Consider the following 18094-nt stretch of genomic DNA (forward strand, 5'->3'; position numbering starts at 1 on the left):
TAAAGCAGTGAGCGAATAGAAAATGACAAGCCAAACTTTATGATAAGAAAGGTACTGGATGAATTATTGGTAGGGCAGCATGACAAAAGCTATAAAGCTAACTCACTGCTGATTGTACGTAATAATATAAGCAATAATAAAAGGACGATAATATGAATGTTTCTATCAGTGGTCACCATATCAGTGTTACCGAAGCCATGGACAACGCCGTTCGCGAAAAGCTTGTAAAAGTAGAACGTCATTTCGATCAGATTCAAAGTATTCAGGTAAAATTATCGCTAGATAATAGCGGCTCAAGTGAAGGTGGGAAAAAAACCCATAAAGCCGAAGCGATTATGCGAGTTGCAGGTCAAGAAATGTTCGTCCAAGCCTGCGAAGACGATATGTATAAAGCCATTAATGAGATGGCAGACAAGCTTGATAGACAAGTACGTAAATATAAAACCCGTCAGGATCGTAAGAAAACTCAAGGTCCAGGGCGCGATGAACGCTACGAAGAGCTGACAGTTGATGATGCAGCACCTGTCATGTAATGGGTTCGTCACTGCTCTAAGTAGTATTCACTACAGCAACCGATCTACATAGTAGCTGACTTTATTATTATGACTGTTTGATAAATATAGCCTATAAGATAATTATTATAATTGGCGTATTTACTAAGTAATCATATTGAAATGATAGCTCGTAAAGTTGCTTTATTTGTTAAGAGCACGACAAATAAAAAAGACCTCAACGTATCAACGTAAGAGGTCTTTTTTATTGCTTAATTTTTATCCATGAAAAAATTAGCGGGCTAATATTCGCTTAACCACCACCAACTGCTTGTACCACTTCTATATTCATACCTTCAACAATACGCATTTTATCAAGCTCACTTTTTGGAATAAGTTCACCATCGATTTCAACCGCATAGCGGCCTTTACTAAGTCCAAGCTCATTGACGACCATTTGGACGGTTTGATGCGTGGTCTGCAATTTTTTACCATTAACACTAATATTACTCATAATATGTGCTCCCTAAAAGTTAATAATCCTTTGTTACTCATCCATTAATCCATTTCTTTATTCAACTTAAGCAGTATGGCCTAAGCGAAATGTCGAGACCGCAAGCCATAGCCAACCGGCAATCATAAGCATACCGCCGATAGGGGTAATCGCTCCAAGCCAGCGCGGTGCCCCAAGCGTCATGGCATATAAACTGCCCGCAAAAATAAGTGCGCCGATTTGTAGCAGCCATGCTGTGGTTTGGGTCGTATAATTAAGGCGAATAAGAATACCAACGAGCAATAGTCCAAGCCCGTGTACAAACCAATATAGAGTTGCCGTCTGCCACCATTCAAGCTGCTGGATACTGACCGAATTTTTAAGCCCATGAGCGCCAAACGCGCCCAAGGCGACGGCGATAGCCATATTAATAGCGGCGATACTTATCCAATTTAGCATGGTAAAACTCGTGTTATAAATAGGATTGTTATCATAGGTAAGTTTTAACTAACAAACTAAAGCTTATTGGATATCATCGGGCAAAATAACGCTATCGATGGTCATGGCTTCACGGATTTTATCCATGGCGTTTTTTTCGATTTGGCGTACGCGCTCTGCTGAGATAGAGTAAACCGCTGCTAGTTCATGTAAGGTTGATTTTTGCTCAGAAAGCCAGCGCTGCTCAACGATATCGCGTGAACGATCATCTAGCGTATCCATCGCTGCTAGTAGAGCGGATGAGTTGTTCTCTTCCCAGTCATCCTCTTCAACCATCTCTGCAGGGTCGATACCATCTTCTAAAAACAGCTGCGGCGCGTAGCGACCATCGTCATCATCGCTCGATTGCGCTTCAAACGACGCATCATACGAGGTCAAGCGCGACTCCATTTCTAGCACTTGTTTACGCGTTACGTTTAAATCATTGGCAATGGCATCGGCTTCTTCGAGCGTCAGCTGATTGTTGGTCTTTTTCAGACTGCGTAAGTTAAAGAATAGTTTACGATGTGCTTTAGTGGTTGCAACTTTCACAATACGCCAGTTACGAATGACAAATTCGTGAATCTCAGCTTTGATCCAATGCACAGCAAAGGATACCAAACGCACGCCTTTATTAGGATCAAAGCGTTTGACCGCTTTCATCAAACCCAAGTTACCTTCTTGGATTAAATCGGCTTGCGGCAGACCATAGCCTGAGTAGCTACGGGCAATATGAATCACAAAGCGCAAATGCGACATGACAAGCAGACGCGCTGCTTCAACATCGCCCTCATCATAATAGCGGTGAGCAAGTTCTTGCTCTTGAGTCGGTGTCAAAATCGGAATTTGATGCACGGTATTAATATAAGCGCCCAAGTTTACGCCAGGCGCCGATAAATGTGTTGGCATAGCAGGCACTAAGTCACGGGTACGTGTATCGCCAAGTGCGCTCGCATCGTAAGGCGGACGCGCCGCAGCGGCTTTCAAGGCCGCATCGCGTGCTTCGTTTTTTTCAGGTGCTGCGCTGTCTTTTTTACGGGTATTTGCAGCGTTATTAGAAGTATTAGCCATATTCTTGACCTTGGTTAAATAGATAAGCAATGAGTCAGATAAAAATCTTATAGTTATAATTGTAAAGGATAGCGCCGCTTAGTTGCTATCAGTTTTGGTAATGATGAAGTGATATATTGTATCAACAGCAGTACTGGTTTTTGTTCCTAGCATTTTGTCGCTACTTGCCGCTGTTGCTTGATTGATAAGCAATAATAAGGGATTTGCTGTGCCTGTTTGCTGGCTCTGCTGACAAAAAGCGCTGATATCAGCTTGTGAGTTTGGGTCCGTGGCAACGACATATAGCGATTCACCAACCGCTACTTCTCGTAGCGCCACTTTAGTTTTTAATAGCGGCATAGGGCAGGCAAGACCGCGCCCATCGACCATATTTTTAATTATGATTGGCTGTCTTTGCTCTGCGCTATCCGTCGAGTTAAGATTTTCTACTAAGTTAAGAGTATCTGCTGGCAATAAATCGAGCAGCTGCGTTATCGATTGTTGCTGCGCGTCAGATACGGTTTCGACAAAACAAATAGGATATGAGTCTCGTACAATGACAGATTGGTTATCAGTAGACATAAAATAAACCTTTAAAATATCAATGTTTGAGAAAGTATCACTTGTAGTCCATGGATAACAAGCGCTTACCACGACCTACTATTATAGCAAATTGCCACTACTCAATTGCAGTTGAATATAGTTATCATAATCATTGGTCAATCAGTATATCTAATAACAACCGGGCGATAGGATAAACTTTACATTTAATACTTCGCTTTATAACGCTTAAGTTTACACAAGCATGTTGCACAAGCGTGACGCGTGGCAGCGTTATTGGTAGCCAGATGCAGACGGCAATTGACCTTAACTAAACAAGCTCGTATAGTCAAAAAGACGTTAGGATTACTCGGATAGGATACGCACTTGTATTATTTTCATAGACCAGCATTGCTTAAAAAATCGCTGTTTAAAAGAACGCTAAAAACGTTAACAGGCGTTTTTGTACTAAAGGTGGGTATATCGGCTACCTTGCTGGCACTGGCCACTACTGCCAATAGTGCTGGCACGCAAGTCGCGCCATTTACTTACGGTTCCTGGCAGACGTCAAGTGCTGAAGAATTAGATTTACCCAATTTGCGCGGGCAGGGGCTAAGCTTTGCTGAGCAATATGAAAATAAACTGCTTGGGGAGTGGTCATTAAGAAACATCAATAGTCGCGCGAAGATGGAGCACGACCCTTGGATTTATGAAACCATAAAAGAGATGACGTGGCGGCTAAATGCGCAAGCTCGCCAGCAAGCGCCGCTAGGTTTGGTTATCATTGATAACCCTAGTATCAATGCTTTTGCAGCGCCCGGCGGGGTAATTGGGCTCAATACTGGAACGATACTGGCGGCAAGCAGCATGGATGAGCTTGCCAGCGTCGTTGCTCACGAGGTGGCTCATATTAGCCAGCACCATTATGAGAGCGGCGCGGATGAGCGCAAAAAAGCCTTGCTGATGCAAATAGGCGGCATGCTGGCAGCGATTGCAGCCTCAGCGGTCGATGGCGATGCGGCGGCGGCAGTCATGATGGGCAGCCAAACCGCTACCATGAATAGCAGCATGGCTTTTAGCCGTAGTAATGAGCGTGATGCCGACCGTGTGGGCATGCAAATCATGAACCAAGCGGGTTACGATCCACGCGCCATGCCGCGCTTTTTTGCAACCATGAATCAAAAAAGCCAATTGAACCAAACCGCCAATCAATTCCTGCCCAGTTTTGTGCGCTCGCATCCTTTGAGTAATGAGCGTTTAAGCGAATCGCAAAGCCGCGCCCAGCGTTATGATGCTCTGCCTTTATCCAAGCAGCAGCGCCATCAAGCGTTGTTTGATTTGCTCTATTGGCGCACGCAAAGCACCGGCGAGCATGTCTCTGAAACCGCGTTGACGACCGCTGCTAAAAATAGCGTTGGCGCAAAATTGGCGCTGATGTATTGGTATGGCGAGCAGCAGCGTTTTGGCGAGGCCAATGAGATATATACCGAGCTGTCAGCGCTACCCGCAGCCCAGCGGCAAATACTCGAGCCGTTATTGTCCATAACCCAAAGTCAAATTCTCACTGAGCAGAATAAATGGCAACAAGCGGCTGAACTGCTTGAGAGTCAGCAGCGCTTATATCCTGAACGCCGCGACTTGCGTCTTTATTTAGCGGAAGCACTGACCAATAGCAATCAGCCAGCCAAGGCGCAAGCACTGCTTAAGCCACTGACCGAGCAGCAGCCAAGCGACCGCTATGCGTGGCAAAGCTTGCAATTGGCCAATGAAAAAATCGCCAAAACTACCGAGTCGCCGCAACTGGCAAAAATTGCCACCATCAATGCGCTGCGTTATCGCAGTCATGACCAGCTGTGGAGCGGACATTATGAGCGCGCGCTGACTTCCTTAACGCAAGCCAAGCAATTGACCGAGCAAATGCAAAAAACCGCGCAAGCGAGCAGCGCCCGACCGTTACTTGCCAGTATTAATGCGGAAATCAAAGCGGTAAAAACCGCCAAAGACTTTAAGCCTTAGGCGGTTGTTTGCTAGCTTGGGTCGATACGCAGATTAAGAATATATAACTTTTTTTAACTTCACTTAACCTTGCAGAGCATCTTTTACCAATTTAGAGATTAATGCAGGGTCAGCACGGCCTGCGGTTTTATTCTTTAACACCCCCATCACGCTGCCCATATCGCGCATTGAGGTGGCGCCTTGCTCTTTGATTTCGGCATTGACCAAAGCGGCAAGCTCGGCATCATCCATTTGTTTTGGCATAAACTCATTAATAATATCAATCTCGAACTGCTCTTTACTGGCCAAATCATCGCGGCCATTTTCGGTAAAGATAGACAAGGACTCATGACGCTGTTTGAGCTGCTTTTGTAGCACTTCTAACACTTGCGCATCATCAAGCTCGGTTTGGCGATCAATCTCAATCTGCTTGACCACAGATTGGACGTTGCGCAACACTTTGACGCGTTCAAGCTCGCGCGCTTTCATAGAGGTTTTGATGGTGTCAGATAACGTCTGTTTAAGTTGGCTCATTGTTATTATTCCTTATAAGTATGGGTAAAATAGTTTTTGGTAAGTGTTAAATAAAAATCTGCTGAGCATTTATCAGCAGCAATAACAAAAATTGTAGCATAAAAAACGCCACTGTTATTCATCGATAACAGTGGCGTTAGTGTAGCGCTGGTAGGTAGCTAATCGTATTAGTGATTAGTACATACGAGTGGTACGAATAGTTTCGCGTTGTAATTTTTTCTTATAACGCTTTACAGCAGCGGCTTTTTTGCGCTTGCGTACTTGCGTTGGTTTTTCATAAAATTCACGCTTACGTACGTCTGATAGAACGCCGGCTTTTTCACAAGCACGTTTGAAACGACGGATAGCGATGTCAACTGGTTCGTTTTCTTTAACCTTAACTGCAGGCATGAAATCTCCTTGATTAGGATGAGATATAAGGGCATTAGTTTGGCTGTGTATTAGTATTTAGCCGTAATATCTCAAGATTATCGGCATCAGCTCAAACTAGGATAGTCTTGCGCACTAGCACAAGGGCGCTTATTTTAATCAAAAACTGCAGTAAAGTCAAAGGCTTTAGCGTATTTATGTAAGATAAGGGCTTAAATAGAGGTCAAATAATAGACAATAAAATTTAATTACACCGTACAAATATAATAAGATTTAACCGAAGGCGTGAGTGTTAATATTTTTAATAATCTTTTAACAAATAATCAATAAATAGTGGACAAAACAGCTGTTTAGCAATAACGGCTTATATGGAGTCTATGGTATCCTATCCTATCCTATCCTATCCTATCCTATCCTATACTCAGTCTGTCGCTCATATTTAAGCTGCTTTAAATTTCAAGATTTAGCTATTGAAACTAGACGCTTAAAAATATGCCTAGATAGACGTTACAAGGCTTTTATAGCTATTATTTTGAGGATCTTTGAATGAAAAATGGCATGAAGAAAACAACGATTGGTACTGTATTGTGGGCGACATTGTTTCTGACGATGGGCGTCAGTCTAAGTGCTTGTAGCAGTGACAAGGAAGAAGCGGGCACTGAAACAGGTGTAGTCTTAGCAAAAGATAAAGTCGATGAAGCTTCAGAACTTGCACGTGCAAACGCACCTGAAGCAGAAGATATGGACTTCCCAGAAACAGCGCCGATGCCTGCTGCTGACACGGCAGAAGGGACAGAAGAGGGTGCTACGGGTACTGACACTGCAGTAGCAGAAGATGGCGCAGCGACAGATGCGGCAGGAGGTATGGCTACTACAAGTACTGATACAGAAGCGGCTACTACTGATAGTGCCACGGCGACAAATACCGATGCGGCCGCTACGACTACTGATACGACTGAGCCTGCAACGAACTAATAGTATTTAGTAGCTATGAGTAATTAAGTAAGTAAGCCGCATGCTCATTTCATAATAGCGATTCATCATTGCCAGCGATGACTATTGATATGCCAGCTACGATATTTAGGTTTATATTAACAAACTATAGATGAAGGATTAACTATGACTATGCAGCAAAATACAATAAAGAAAAAATCCGTTGCTAAATTGGCGCTCACAAGCCTAAGCTTGAGTGTGCTTTTGGCATTGAGCGCTTGTAGTGGCGGCGACAATACAGCGGTTGAAGAGCCAGCTACTACCAATGAAACTGAAACGGTGGCTATAGAACCTGAAGCGCCTGTAACAGAAACCGAAGTGGTCACCCCTGAGCCTGCGGTTGAAGCAGAGCCTACGGAAGTACCTGTCGTAGAGGCTGAACCTGAAGCTGCTGCTGAACCAGAAGTGTTGGCGGCCGATGCTGGTGCTCAGCTGTACGAAAAGCAGTGTAAAGTTTGCCATGAGAATGGTTTGCTTGACGCGCCGAAATTTGGTGATAAAGAAGCTTGGGCACCGCACCTTGCCAAAGACATAGAAACGTTACACATGCATTCTGCTAAAGGCTTTAATAAAATGCCTGCGCAAGCGGTTGGAGACGTCACTGAAGCACAAGTTCATGCCGCAGTTGATTATATGGTTGCTGCCGCTCGCTAATATTACGTATTGAAATTTGCTAGAATGACCGCCATTGTAAGCTAACAGTGGCGGTTTTTTATTAATGCTACAAAGCAAATATAAAGGCACATAGATGAAAGTATTGGGTTTAGAGACCTCCTGTGATGAAACAGGTCTGGCGATTTTTGATAGCGAGCAGATAGATAGCAATAATAAAGGCTTGCTTGGGCAAGTGCTGTATTCACAGATAGAGCTGCACGCACTTTATGGCGGAGTAGTGCCTGAGCTTGCCAGCCGCGACCATATTCGTAAGCTGGTACCGTTATTCAACGAATTGCTAGAGCAGTGCGATATCACTAAAAATGAGATTGATGCGATTGCTTATACCAAAGGGCCGGGACTTATAGGGGCGCTGATGACGGGCGCATTATTTGGACGTAGCTTGGCTTATGGCTTGGATGTGCCAGCGATTGGCGTTCACCATATGGAAGGACACCTGTTAGCGCCTTTGATGGGAGCGAATCCGCCAGCGTTTCCATTTGTCTCCTTACTGGTTTCTGGTGGTCATACTTTGCTGATTGCCGCATATGGTATCGGGCAATATGAAATCCTTGGTGAGTCTATCGATGACGCGGCGGGTGAATGTTTTGATAAAGCGGCTAAAATGCTTGGTCTGCCATACCCTGGTGGACCAAATATTGCCAAATTGGCAGAAAATGGCAATCAAAATGCCTATGACTTACCGCGCCCGATGCTACATCGCGGTTTAGATTTTTCCTTCAGCGGTATGAAAACGGCGGTGCATAATCTTATCAAGGACACTGATGGCTCCGACAGCGATCCAAAAGTGCGCGCCGATATTGCGGCAAGCTTTCAACATGCAGTAGTTGATACGCTAGTGAAAAAATGCGTCAAGGCACTGAAACAAGTCGAGATGAGTCGCTTGGTCATTGCAGGCGGCGTCAGTGCCAATAGCCATTTGCGTGAGATATTAGAGCGCGAGCTTGCTAAAATTAATGCGACCGTCCATTACGCGCCGCCAGCCTTATGTACCGATAATGGGGCAATGATTGCTTATGCGGGTTACGAGCGTTTGCAAGCCGGTCAAGCAGATGATTTGGCTGTTAGCTGCGTCCCACGTTGGCCGATGACCGAGTTACCTGCGGTATAAAAGCCCTATAAGGTCGCTTATATCCAGTTTATTAAACTTTATCTCACTCAAGGATAACTTATGCAGTGGCTTGCAATTGGACTAGGTGCTGCCATTGGCGCTTGCCTGCGAGGGTGGCTGGCGCGTTTTAATCCGCTGCATAGCTGGATACCGCTCGGTACGCTTGGCGCCAATGTCTTAGGTGGACTTTTAATAGGATTAGCATTAGTTTGGTTTGAGCGTATGGGTAGCGACTTATCTCCTAATGTCAGGTTGTTTGTCATAACTGGTTTTTTGGGCGGACTGACGACTTTTAGTACCTTTAGTGCTGAAGTATTTACCTTTATCCATAACGGCAAATTGCTTGCGGGCTTAGGACTGATTGGGTTACATGTGGGGCTGACGTTATTAGCAACGGCAATTGGCTTTTATTTGTTTAAATTGGTTTTGTAAGAATAAAAACTCAGCAATAAAAAAGAGCTGTATTAATGTTTAATACGGCTCTTTTTTTAAACGACTTTTTAAAAAAGCACTAGCTATACAGGTTTTAAAATTCCTTCTAATAGACTGGCAAACCCTTGCATATAAGCAATATCTTGGCTTGCGGTGCGCGTCGCCGCATAAAGTTGGCAGTAAACGCCTTTACCGAGCGGCCGCGAAACCACCCAGCCTTTTTTTTCATACTCGCTTACCACCCAATCAGGCAGTGCCGCCACCCCGCGTTCACTTGCCACCAATTGAATTAGCATCGCCGTGAGCTCGGTGGTACGAATCGCTTTAAAACTGACCGCTTCTGGGGTCATAAAATTGGCAATGATATCGAGGCGCTTAGCTTCCACCGGATAGGCAATCAAGGTTTCAGCAACCAAGTCTTGGGCATGAATAAATGGTTGCTCAGCCAAGTCGTGAGTCGGCGACAGCACCAAACGGCTCTCGTACTCAAACAATGGCTGATAACTGATACCTTCTATCGGTAAATTACTGGTGGTAATCAATAAATCGATATCACCTTCTTGCAGTAAATGATGCGGCTCAGGCTCAAAACCGGTGGCAAAATCCAGCTCAACATCTGACCATTCGCGGCGATAATGATTGAGAATGGGCATCAGCCAATCGAAGCAGCTATGACATTCAGAAGCCAAGCGCAATCTGCCCGCTTGACCATGAGCTAAGCGTTTTAAATTGGCTTTGGTGCGTGTGACCTGCGGCATGATAGTGTCTGCCAGCGCCAGTACCGTTTTGCCCGCTGGCGTAAAGGTCAGCGGACGCGTGCGCCGATTGACCAAGCTAATATCGTAGTAGTTCTCTAACTCTTTTAACTGATGCGAGACCGCAGAGGCGGTGACATGCAGCTCATCGGCAGCAGCGGCCAATGATCCATGGGCTCGCAGCGCAGTTAGCGTATTAAGATGACGAAGCTCTAGCATAAAATAACCTAACCACTGACGTTAAAGAAATAGGAAAATAGGTGTTTATAATCTTGGAAAATCATAGGCGCTTTTTGCCTAAAATTACATTGCCATTATTTTACCGTAAAAATTAAAACTAGCGCCGACGCAGCAGTAATTGCGAGATAACCACTAAAACTAATGAAGCGACCAATAAAATGGTCCCAATCGCGTTGACCTCAGGTTTAAGTCCCACGCGCACCATAGAATAAATACGGAGCGGTAAAATCTCATAGCTAGGACCGGTCACAAAGGTCGATACCACCACATCATCAAGCGATAAGGTAAAGGCAAGTAACCAGCCAGCCATCACCGCAGGAAAAATTACTGGAATCAACACCGTACGTACCATTGTTGATTCGCTAGCACCTAAATCTCGCGCCGCTTCCATCAAACGCTCGTCTAAACTGCTTAAACGCGCAAACACAGTGATAACGACAAACGGTAGGCAGAAAGTAATGTGCGCTAGTAATAGCGAGACAAAACCAAGCTGCAGGCCGATTAATAAAAACAGCGCCAATAGCGATATCGCTAGGACAATTTCAGGTGACATCATCAGCACAAATAACAGGCCATTGAGCAGCCCTTTACCGCGAAAGTCATAGCGATGCAGCGCAAGCGCCGTTAATGTACCGATAACGGTCGAAACCGTAGCCGCAACCAAGCCTAAAACAATAGAGTGCCAAAAGGCATCAAGCATGGCTTGATTATTCAGTAGCGACTCGTACCACTTTAAACTAAAGCCGCCCCAGTTATAACCAATTTTTGATTTATTAAATGACATCACCACCAAAACAATGATGGGCAGGTATAATAAAATATAAATCAGACCAAGATAGCCTTTGGCGGCAATATTACCTAATTTGATAGAGCGTTTATTTTTAATTGGAGTGCTATTCAGTGAACTATCAGACATTAGGCCACCTCGTTAAAGTCAGTCTTGCCAATACGGCGGCTACTGGCGCGATAAGCGAGTAATAATACCGCCATCGCAAGGGTCAATAGCACACTGGCGGCGGCACCAAACGGCCAATCACGCGCATCTAAAAACTGGTTTTTGATAATATTACCAACGAGTAAGTTACGTGAGCCGCCCAAGATATCGGCGACATAAAACATCCCCATCGCTGGTAGTAGTACCAACAGCACCCCGGAGATAATCCCCGGTGTGGTTAAGGGTAATACCACGTGCCAAAAGGTTTGGCGCTTTGAAGCACCCAAATCTTGCGAGGCAAGCAGCATATCATTACGCAAATCACTGAATACCGCATACAGTGGCAGCACCATAAAGGGAAATAACAAATAGGTTAAACCGGCAATAACCGCGCCTTGGGTATATAGAATATCAATGGGCGCATCGATAATACCAAGTGTTAATAAGGATTTATTAATCAAACCATTGCTGGCAAATAATAGTTTTAGCGCATAAGTCCGCACCAAAGAGTTGGTCCAAAATGGCAATATCAGCATAAGCATCAATAGTGGCTGCCAGCGTTTATCCACTCGAGAAACAAACCAAGCAAAGGGATAGCCAAGTAATAAGCAAATGACTGTGGTAATGCCCGCCATCCATAATGAATGCACAAAGACATCAAAATAAAGCGGGTCAATCATGCGCACGTAACTGTCGAGAGTGACCGGTAAACTAATAAAAGCGGTGCTATCACGGGTCAAAAAGCTGACGGCAATCACCAGTATATTTGGCAATAGCGCAAAGATGAGCAGCCAACCCCAAATTAGCCATAGCGTTGCGGTACGAAAAGGGCTTTTATTGCTCAAGTTTTTATGACTTGATTTTTTATTACCTACGTTAGGACGCGCCATTAGCTGATATCCTTTTGGGCAGCTAATTTACTAGGGCTATTGTTTATCCCGTTATCAATGCCGCTAGCAAGCGTATCTTCTTCTGGCAACACCCATTCCCAGCCATCGACCCACGATACTTTAACGCCTTCGTTAAGCTTATAATCAAAACTTGGGTCGTCTTCATCAAAGAACTCCGAGGCTTTAATAATATGGCCGTTGGTTAGCTCAATAATCGAGTCTAAGGTACTGCCTTTATAATTACTTTCAATCACCCGCCCCAGTAAGCCGCCATGTTCTTTATCATTGGGGTCATAAATGCGTAAATCTTCAGGGCGCAATAGTAAGTTAACGATATCACCAACTTGCACGTCATTGGCAAAGTCAGGGCGGCGCAGATTGCGTAAGGTCGTCGGCCCCTCTTGCGCTTGTGCTTCGCAGACCTCGACCTCAATACGGCCATTGGTCACGCGCCCATCACGATCGGGCTGCTCAGGGTAAACGCCTTTGACTTCCGCTTTAAACAAGTTGGTTTCACCGATAAATTTGGCGGTAAAGAGATTGGCAGGGGTTTCATAAATCTCGATGGGCGTACCAATTTGCTGAAATCTGCCGTCTTTCATTACCGCAATGCGATCCGACATCGACAGCGCTTCTTCTTGATCGTGGGTGACAAAGACAAAGGTAATGCCAAGCTCACGTTGTAGACGTTTAAGCTCAGATTGCATTTGCAAACGCAATTTATGGTCGAGCGCCGATAAGGGCTCGTCGAGCAATAATAGCTTAGGACGATTGATCACCGCACGTGCAATCGCCACCCGCTGCTGCTGACCACCGGATAAATCTTGTGGTTTGCGATTGGCAAGGTGTTCAAGTTGTACCATCGCCAGCATCTCACGTACCCGCGTTTGTATCTCATCTTTTGGCACTTTTTTGAGTTTAAGCCCATAAGCGACGTTTTGCGCCACCGTCATATGTGGAAATAACGCATATTGCTGAAACACAGTATTGACCGGACGCTTATCCGCTGGCAAGCCTGCCATTTGCATGCCATCAAGATAAATCGCCCCTGCATTTGGCTGCTCAAAACCCGCAATTAATCGCAGCAAAGTCGTCTTACCGCAGCCTGATGGCCCAAGCAAGGTGATAAATTCGCCATGTTCAATATCAAGGTTAATATCCTTTAACACTTCGGTTTGATCATAAATTTTTTGGAGACCAGTCAGTTGCAGCAGCGCCTTGTCACTATTAGGCGACAAAGGCGCAGTTTGCAGGTTTACATTCGTTTCGGTCATAAGGTTGATTCCTAAAACACCAAATGCGCAGCAGCACTAAAATACTAGTGACTGGCAGCAATTTGCATGTTGTTAAGTCTGGCGATAAGCGTTGGCTATATATACAATCTGGTTGCTGAATATTATAACAAACCCTTGTTATAAGTCAGTGCAAGTTCGTTATCGGTTGGTTTAGGTTGTTAAAAAAATAATGAGCTAAATGCTTGACTGCAAATTTCTTGTCTTGAAATGCTTTGGCTTGCAATGCTGCCATCTTACAATAAAGAATTTTTACCATTTTTTTGCCTTGCTTGCGCTACAATAATTTTATGTGTGCCACATACAAGGATATTTGCAATAGCAAACGGCTAAGTTTAAGAGATAAGCTTAAAAGATAAGCATAGCTGAAAGCTGTATCTTAAAGTAGAAAACAGAATGCTAGCGCAATTTATAATTTAAACCATTTTGATAAACAAGGACCCCTTATGTCTAACAGTAACCGCCCAAAAACCGGACAAGAAGCACTGGCACTACTCAAAGAAGGTAATGTACGCTACGTAGAAAGTCTGACCAGCACTGACCCTTGCATGCAAAAACGTCCCGAACTGATCAGCGATCAAGACCCATTAGCGATTATTTTGGGTTGCTCGGACGCCCGCGTCCCGGTTGAGATTGTGTTTGACCAAGGTTTGGGCGATTTGTTTGTCATACGCGTGGCGGGTAATGTGGTTGCGCCATCTCAAATCGGTTCGATTGAATTTGCGGCAGAAAAATTTGGCACCAAACTGGTGGTAGTGCTTGGGCATTCGCATTGCGGAGCGGTGACCGCTTGCGTCGATGCGCTGATCAATCCTGAGCAAAACTATTCGCCAAATTTACAATCAATCGTCGATCGTATTCGCCCAAGTGTCTATAACTTACATGAGCTGGCAACGGCCAACGGACAAGATGTCGATGCGGATGAATTGGTTGATCGCTCTATTCGTGCCAATGTACGCATGTCGGTCAGCCAATTAAAGCATGGTTCGCGCGCGCTAGAAGATTTAACCAGTAGCGGTCAGCTACTCGTCGTTGGCGCTGAATACAATTTAGAGACTGGAAAAGTACGCTTTTTAGATACTTAATCGTTGTTTACTATTAAATTTCTTATCATTTAACGACTAAAATAGTGGCGACGAATGAATTATGAAGGTATCCGCTATTAACGTTAACGATTGATAAGAGATAATTAAAAACACTTAGATATGAGAAAATTATGACGGATTTAACAAATTTAGATGCTAATAAAGACAGTATGGCTCAGCCTGAAAGCAGCGTAAAAGCAGAAGGCGTGCAGCCAATTTCAGCGCAGACCGCAGGTTATACCTTTAACCACACCATGTTACGTGTCAAAGACCCTGCTAAATCATTGGCCTTTTATACGGGTATTTTAGGCATGACGTTACTGGCGGTAAAAAAATTCCCTGCGATGGGTTTTGATTTATATTTCTTGGCCAAGTTGACTGACAGCGAGCGGGAAAATTTGCCAGCGGGTGACGATTTAGAAATTTTCGCCTTCCGTCAGCGCGGTATTTTAGAGCTGACTCATAACTACGGTACCGAAACCCAAGCGGACTTTAGTTACCATGATGGCAATGGTGAACCACAAGGCTTTGGTCATATCTGCTTTAGTGTGCCAAGTCTTGACGAAGCGGTTGCTTGGTTTGATCAAAACAACGTCGAGTTTAAAAAACGTCCAGAAGACGGTAGCATGAAAAATATCGCCTTTATCAAAGATGTTGACGGCTACTGGATTGAAATCGTCCAAGCCGACTTAATGGGTTAAATAACTTACTCTTTAACCAATAAAAAAGCCGCTATATGAACAATAGCGGCTTTCTTATATTTGAAAATGAATACTCGTTAGTCTTTTTTCACTTTAAAATCGGTATGGCATGATTTGCAGCTGTCACCGACTTGCCCAAGCGCAGGCAAAACTTGATCGACACTGGTTGCAGTTTGTGCCGCTGCATTTAGGTTGGCAGTGGCTTTTTGGAAGTCATCAGCTTCAGCGCGGAAACCGTCAACGTTGCTCCAAACCGCTTCAGTAGCATTACCTGTGGCCTCTTGGTTTTCAAAGTGGCTCCAAGGATTGGCAGAGTCTTTTGCTAAAAATGCCGCTTGTTCTTTAAAGACTTCGGCATCAAAGGTATCAGGCGCTTCAGCCATATCACCCATGATACCCATCGCATCGCCCCAGCTTTTCATGGTGTCTTGACGCGCTTTGACGTCAGGATCAACTGGCGTACTACAAGCTGTTAGACCTAAGGCGGCTGCTATCAACGTTACGCCGACGATAGACTTGAATGATTTATTATTAGAAACCTGTGCCATCTGTATTGCTCCTTTATACGTGGCTAATAAAAAGGTGCCGAAGCACTTGCGTGCTCGCCACCTGTTATATTGCTACTATGAATTGAATATTATGTGGTTGTTCTAAATGTTAAAGACAGCTAAGTTCTGGTCTTTTACCATATAGCCTGTTAAACCAACATGACTTTAAATCTATAACGCTTTAAACCCATATTGCTATTAATTAAACCTCAACAGGCTAAAATAAAGTAGGATAATAAAGTACCTTTTTGTAATGTCATTTTGTAATGGCATTTTAATCAGCTATGAATGTTCGCCAAAGCGCGTTTTATAAGCTAAAAGTCAAAATGCCCTGTTTAACAGTTTAGCTACTCTTAAATAAAAACAGTAAATAACAAAGGTCAGCAGTAACGCTGACCTTGATAGTGTTTTTCTGAAATTTTAAAGAGAGCAAATAGGCTGTTTATCCAAGAACCAAAACGCTGTCTGCGGCTTATTATGCCAATGAAGACTATAAAGTCAACCAATCACGCGGTTTTAGATAAAAATCGGTCAATTCAAACTCAGGCGTGCCGGGGGCAGGTTCAAAGCGATAATGCCAGCTGGCAAGCGGCGGCATACTGACTAAGATGGACTCAATGCGTCCATTACTTTGTAGTCCAAATAGAGTGCCACGGTCATAAACAAGGTTGTATTCGACGTAGCGTCCGCGGCGATAAAGCTGAAATTCACGTTGTGCTTCGGTATAAGGGGTGTTTTTACGCTGCTCAAAAATTGGCAATATACCTTCAAGATAACCATTACCGACCGCTTGCATAAATTTAAAGCAGGTATCAAAATCCCAACCGCGGCTCTCGGTATTGACGTCGTCATAAAATAGGCCGCCGATACCGCGCTGCTCATTACGATGGCGCAGATGGAAGTATTCGTCACACCATTGTTTAAAGTCAGGATAGACGCTGTCGCCAAACGGCGCGCACAGGTCGCGACAAACCTGATGCCAATGTACGCAGTCAGCAAGCACCGGATAAAACGGCGTCAAATCAAAACCGCCCCCAAACCACCAAATCGGGTCTTCGCCCTCGGCTTCAGCAACGAATAAACGCACGTTGGCATGGCTGGTTGGCACATTGGGGTTTTTAGGATGCACTACCAATGAAACGCCCATCGCTTGCGCTTTACGGCCAGCGATATCAGGATGCCGCGCAGTTGCGGAAGCGGGCAGGTTATGCACATGAATATGGCTAAACATCACGCCCGCTTTTTCAATCACTTCACCACCTGCGAGCACGCAAGAACGGCCGCCGCCGCCCTCAGGACGTTCCCAATCGTCAGGTACAAAGGTTGCCGGCTGATCATTGCTGCTGCCGTCGCGCTCTTGCGACTCTAACGCTTGGCAGATACGCGCTTGCAGATCCACCAAAAACTCACGCACGCGCGTGATGTCATTGTGGGTTGGCGTCACGGCAGAATTGGTCTCTGGCAAATTGTCATGATTGTCTATATTTGGTATGGTCATAAAATATCTAATTATTTACTATTTATTAAGGTGTAAGGCGGTATTGAAATCTTTATCGAGCAGATGGCCCATGCGGTCGCGTTTGGTCGCGAGATACTCAGCATTCATATCGTTCACCCCAACCAATAACGGCACGCGCTCGACGACATTAATACCATGCTCGGTTAAGTAAGCCACTTTATCGGGATTATTGGTAATCAGGCGCACGCTATCGACGCCGACATGAGCAAGCATCGGCCCGCACATATCATAAACGCGCGCATCAGCCGGTAAACCCAACATAAGATTGGCATCTAACGTATCATGCCCTTGATCTTGCAAGGCATAAGCACGGATTTTATTGGTCAAGCCAATGCCGCGTCCTTCTTGACGCAAGTATAATATCGCCCCGCAGCCGGTTTCTTGTATCGCCTGCATCGCGGTATTAAGCTGGGGACCGCAATCGCATTTTAATGAGCTAAAAGCATCACCCGTCAAGCATTCCGAATGAATGCGAATGAGCGGAATGAGCGCTTCTTTTGACGTCTGACTGTCTTCGATTGATGCCGTGTCCTGCTGATTTAAAACCTCAGTTTGATTGGCCACAGGTAAACCGACAGTAAGCATCACATGCTCTTGACCGTCTGCATTTTCAAAGATATGAATATCAAACTCGCCGTGACGAGTCGGTAGTTTGGCATTGGTGATAAATTGATATGACATTAATGTCCTGCATAAGCCGATCATCGTGACGCTAGCGGTCGGTTAAAGTTTTATAATAATAAAGGTGTGACATAAGCGCTGCTAACTAAAATAGCATACGAAAGCTGTTTGGTGGAAATACACACAAAGTTCACAGACGGCGCACGATGATTAAAGCGACAATTAAAAATAAATGCTATTATGCCATACTATTTTGACGGATACAGTGACAAGTCTTAGCCCTTGCATTACTATGTCGTCACTGTCGCCCAATATGCGCTCAATATGAAAGCAAAATTAGCAGGCGCTA

At 44.7% G+C, this 18094-nt stretch carries 21 protein-coding genes; 8 read left to right on the forward strand and 13 right to left on the reverse strand.

Annotated elements, in window-relative coordinates; genetic code table 11:
• Positions 1-152: 152 nt before the first annotated feature.
• Positions 153-533, forward strand: coding sequence for a ribosome hibernation-promoting factor, HPF/YfiA family (hpf, locus tag JFC07_RS08210; RefSeq protein WP_068406286.1), 381 nt, complete (start codon positions 153-155; stop codon positions 531-533).
• Between the two features lie 271 nt (positions 534-804).
• On the opposite strand, the gene thiS is transcribed toward hpf, so the two are convergent.
• The 4 genes from thiS to JFC07_RS08230 all read right to left on the reverse strand — a co-directional run bounded on the left by thiS (position 805) and on the right by JFC07_RS08230 (position 3093).
• On the reverse strand, positions 805-1005 hold the full coding sequence (gene thiS, locus JFC07_RS08215) for a sulfur carrier protein ThiS (RefSeq protein ID WP_102077024.1): 201 nt from the start codon (positions 1003-1005) through the stop codon (positions 805-807).
• Positions 1006-1071: 66 nt separating this feature from the next.
• Positions 1072-1443 carry a DUF423 domain-containing protein gene (locus tag JFC07_RS08220; RefSeq protein WP_068406292.1) on the reverse strand — a complete coding sequence of 124 codons (372 nt, stop codon included), beginning with the start codon at positions 1441-1443 and terminating at the stop codon, positions 1072-1074.
• Between the two features lie 63 nt (positions 1444-1506).
• Positions 1507-2370 carry an RNA polymerase sigma factor RpoH gene (gene rpoH / locus JFC07_RS08225; RefSeq protein ID WP_197488882.1) on the reverse strand — a complete coding sequence of 288 codons (864 nt, stop codon included), beginning with the start codon at positions 2368-2370 and terminating at the stop codon, positions 1507-1509.
• A 240-nt stretch (positions 2371-2610) separates the two neighbouring features.
• The gene (locus JFC07_RS08230) at positions 2611-3093 is read right to left on the reverse strand and encodes a sulfurtransferase TusA family protein (protein ID WP_068406298.1); all 483 of its coding nucleotides are present in this window, start codon (positions 3091-3093) and stop codon (positions 2611-2613) included.
• A gap of 432 nt (positions 3094-3525) precedes the next feature.
• Here JFC07_RS08230 and JFC07_RS08235 point away from each other — a divergent pair, with 432 nt between their 5' ends.
• On the forward strand, positions 3526-5067 hold the full coding sequence (locus JFC07_RS08235; RefSeq protein ID WP_227678280.1) for a M48 family metallopeptidase: 1542 nt from the start codon (positions 3526-3528) through the stop codon (positions 5065-5067).
• A 63-nt stretch (positions 5068-5130) separates the two neighbouring features.
• Here the strand turns inward: JFC07_RS08235 and JFC07_RS08240 are convergent, their stop codons facing one another.
• Both JFC07_RS08240 and rpsU read right to left on the reverse strand, forming a co-directional pair.
• The gene (locus tag JFC07_RS08240; RefSeq protein ID WP_068406303.1) at positions 5131-5580 is read right to left on the reverse strand and encodes a GatB/YqeY domain-containing protein; all 450 of its coding nucleotides are present in this window, start codon (positions 5578-5580) and stop codon (positions 5131-5133) included.
• 174 nt (positions 5581-5754) lie between these two features.
• Positions 5755-5970, reverse strand: coding sequence for a 30S ribosomal protein S21 (gene rpsU / locus JFC07_RS08245; protein WP_010195908.1), 216 nt, complete (start codon positions 5968-5970; stop codon positions 5755-5757).
• A gap of 525 nt (positions 5971-6495) precedes the next feature.
• Between rpsU and JFC07_RS08250 the strand changes: the two genes are divergently transcribed.
• From JFC07_RS08250 to crcB, 4 genes are all read left to right on the forward strand, one after another.
• Positions 6496-6924 carry a hypothetical protein gene (locus tag JFC07_RS08250; RefSeq protein WP_227678279.1) on the forward strand — a complete coding sequence of 143 codons (429 nt, stop codon included), beginning with the start codon at positions 6496-6498 and terminating at the stop codon, positions 6922-6924.
• A 144-nt stretch (positions 6925-7068) separates the two neighbouring features.
• A complete protein-coding gene (locus tag JFC07_RS08255; RefSeq protein WP_198328833.1) occupies positions 7069-7596 on the forward strand; it encodes a c-type cytochrome in 528 nt (175 codons plus the stop codon).
• A gap of 94 nt (positions 7597-7690) precedes the next feature.
• Positions 7691-8728 carry a tRNA (adenosine(37)-N6)-threonylcarbamoyltransferase complex transferase subunit TsaD gene (gene tsaD, locus JFC07_RS08260; RefSeq protein WP_198328834.1) on the forward strand — a complete coding sequence of 346 codons (1038 nt, stop codon included), beginning with the start codon at positions 7691-7693 and terminating at the stop codon, positions 8726-8728.
• Between the two features lie 60 nt (positions 8729-8788).
• The gene (gene crcB, locus JFC07_RS08265; protein WP_198328835.1) at positions 8789-9160 is read left to right on the forward strand and encodes a fluoride efflux transporter CrcB; all 372 of its coding nucleotides are present in this window, start codon (positions 8789-8791) and stop codon (positions 9158-9160) included.
• Between the two features lie 83 nt (positions 9161-9243).
• Here crcB and JFC07_RS08270 read toward each other — a convergent pair whose 3' ends face one another.
• The 4 genes from JFC07_RS08270 to potA all read right to left on the reverse strand — a co-directional run bounded on the left by JFC07_RS08270 (position 9244) and on the right by potA (position 13253).
• Positions 9244-10134: a LysR family transcriptional regulator gene (locus JFC07_RS08270; protein WP_198328836.1), complete on the reverse strand. Its 891-nt coding sequence runs from the start codon at positions 10132-10134 to the stop codon at positions 9244-9246.
• Between the two features lie 118 nt (positions 10135-10252).
• Positions 10253-11071, reverse strand: a complete 819-nt coding sequence (gene potC, locus JFC07_RS08275) for a spermidine/putrescine ABC transporter permease PotC (protein WP_198328837.1) — start codon at positions 11069-11071, stop codon at positions 10253-10255.
• Positions 11071-11979, reverse strand: coding sequence for a spermidine/putrescine ABC transporter permease PotB (potB, locus tag JFC07_RS08280; protein WP_198328838.1), 909 nt, complete (start codon positions 11977-11979; stop codon positions 11071-11073). The genes potC and potB overlap by 1 nt, the downstream gene beginning before the upstream one ends.
• The gene (potA, locus tag JFC07_RS08285) at positions 11979-13253 is read right to left on the reverse strand and encodes a spermidine/putrescine ABC transporter ATP-binding protein PotA (protein WP_144297835.1); all 1275 of its coding nucleotides are present in this window, start codon (positions 13251-13253) and stop codon (positions 11979-11981) included. The genes potB and potA overlap by 1 nt, the downstream gene beginning before the upstream one ends.
• 464 nt (positions 13254-13717) lie before the next feature.
• On the opposite strand from potA, the gene JFC07_RS08290 reads away from it, so the two are divergent.
• Positions 13718-14356 (forward strand): carbonic anhydrase, encoded by a 639-nt coding sequence (locus JFC07_RS08290; protein WP_198328839.1) that lies wholly within the window; start codon positions 13718-13720, stop codon positions 14354-14356.
• Positions 14357-14487: 131 nt separating this feature from the next.
• A complete protein-coding gene (gene gloA / locus JFC07_RS08295; RefSeq protein ID WP_227678278.1) occupies positions 14488-15057 on the forward strand; it encodes a lactoylglutathione lyase in 570 nt (189 codons plus the stop codon).
• A 77-nt stretch (positions 15058-15134) separates the two neighbouring features.
• On the opposite strand, the gene JFC07_RS08300 is transcribed toward gloA, so the two are convergent.
• The 3 genes from JFC07_RS08300 to ribA form a co-directional block, all read right to left on the reverse strand.
• On the reverse strand, positions 15135-15605 hold the full coding sequence (locus JFC07_RS08300) for a c-type cytochrome (protein ID WP_198328840.1): 471 nt from the start codon (positions 15603-15605) through the stop codon (positions 15135-15137).
• A gap of 490 nt (positions 15606-16095) precedes the next feature.
• Positions 16096-17103, reverse strand: coding sequence for an oxygen-dependent coproporphyrinogen oxidase (hemF, locus tag JFC07_RS08305; protein ID WP_068406326.1), 1008 nt, complete (start codon positions 17101-17103; stop codon positions 16096-16098).
• A gap of 18 nt (positions 17104-17121) precedes the next feature.
• A complete protein-coding gene (gene ribA / locus JFC07_RS08310) occupies positions 17122-17805 on the reverse strand; it encodes a GTP cyclohydrolase II (RefSeq protein WP_068406328.1) in 684 nt (227 codons plus the stop codon).
• Between the last annotated feature and the right edge of the window lie 289 nt (positions 17806-18094).

Origin of the sequence: Psychrobacter faecalis (assembly GCF_016107575.1) — a bacterium.
Classification (GTDB): domain Bacteria; phylum Pseudomonadota; class Gammaproteobacteria; order Pseudomonadales; family Moraxellaceae; genus Psychrobacter; species Psychrobacter faecalis.

Coding starts and splice junctions, on each gene's coding strand:
- tsaD (WP_198328834.1), top strand. CDS start 7,691: ATGAAAGTATTGGGTTTAGAGACCTCCTGTGATGAAACAGGTCTGGCG.
- JFC07_RS08230 (WP_068406298.1), bottom strand. CDS start 3,093: ATGTCTACTGATAACCAATCTGTCATTGTACGAGACTCATATCCTATT.
- JFC07_RS08270 (WP_198328836.1), bottom strand. CDS start 10,134: ATGCTAGAGCTTCGTCATCTTAATACGCTAACTGCGCTGCGAGCCCAT.
- crcB (WP_198328835.1), top strand. CDS start 8,789: ATGCAGTGGCTTGCAATTGGACTAGGTGCTGCCATTGGCGCTTGCCTG.
- rpsU (WP_010195908.1), bottom strand. CDS start 5,970: ATGCCTGCAGTTAAGGTTAAAGAAAACGAACCAGTTGACATCGCTATC.
- hpf (WP_068406286.1), top strand. CDS start 153: ATGAATGTTTCTATCAGTGGTCACCATATCAGTGTTACCGAAGCCATG.
- potA (WP_144297835.1), bottom strand. CDS start 13,253: ATGACCGAAACGAATGTAAACCTGCAAACTGCGCCTTTGTCGCCTAAT.
- rpoH (WP_197488882.1), bottom strand. CDS start 2,370: ATGCCAACACATTTATCGGCGCCTGGCGTAAACTTGGGCGCTTATATT.
- JFC07_RS08255 (WP_198328833.1), top strand. CDS start 7,069: ATGACTATGCAGCAAAATACAATAAAGAAAAAATCCGTTGCTAAATTG.
- JFC07_RS08300 (WP_198328840.1), bottom strand. CDS start 15,605: ATGGCACAGGTTTCTAATAATAAATCATTCAAGTCTATCGTCGGCGTA.
- gloA (WP_227678278.1), top strand. CDS start 14,488: ATGACGGATTTAACAAATTTAGATGCTAATAAAGACAGTATGGCTCAG.
- JFC07_RS08290 (WP_198328839.1), top strand. CDS start 13,718: ATGTCTAACAGTAACCGCCCAAAAACCGGACAAGAAGCACTGGCACTA.
- thiS (WP_102077024.1), bottom strand. CDS start 1,005: ATGAGTAATATTAGTGTTAATGGTAAAAAATTGCAGACCACGCATCAA.
- potB (WP_198328838.1), bottom strand. CDS start 11,979: ATGGCGCGTCCTAACGTAGGTAATAAAAAATCAAGTCATAAAAACTTG.
- ribA (WP_068406328.1), bottom strand. CDS start 17,805: ATGTCATATCAATTTATCACCAATGCCAAACTACCGACTCGTCACGGC.
- hemF (WP_068406326.1), bottom strand. CDS start 17,103: ATGACCATACCAAATATAGACAATCATGACAATTTGCCAGAGACCAAT.
- JFC07_RS08220 (WP_068406292.1), bottom strand. CDS start 1,443: ATGCTAAATTGGATAAGTATCGCCGCTATTAATATGGCTATCGCCGTC.
- JFC07_RS08250 (WP_227678279.1), top strand. CDS start 6,496: ATGAAAAATGGCATGAAGAAAACAACGATTGGTACTGTATTGTGGGCG.
- potC (WP_198328837.1), bottom strand. CDS start 11,071: ATGTCTGATAGTTCACTGAATAGCACTCCAATTAAAAATAAACGCTCT.
- JFC07_RS08240 (WP_068406303.1), bottom strand. CDS start 5,580: ATGAGCCAACTTAAACAGACGTTATCTGACACCATCAAAACCTCTATG.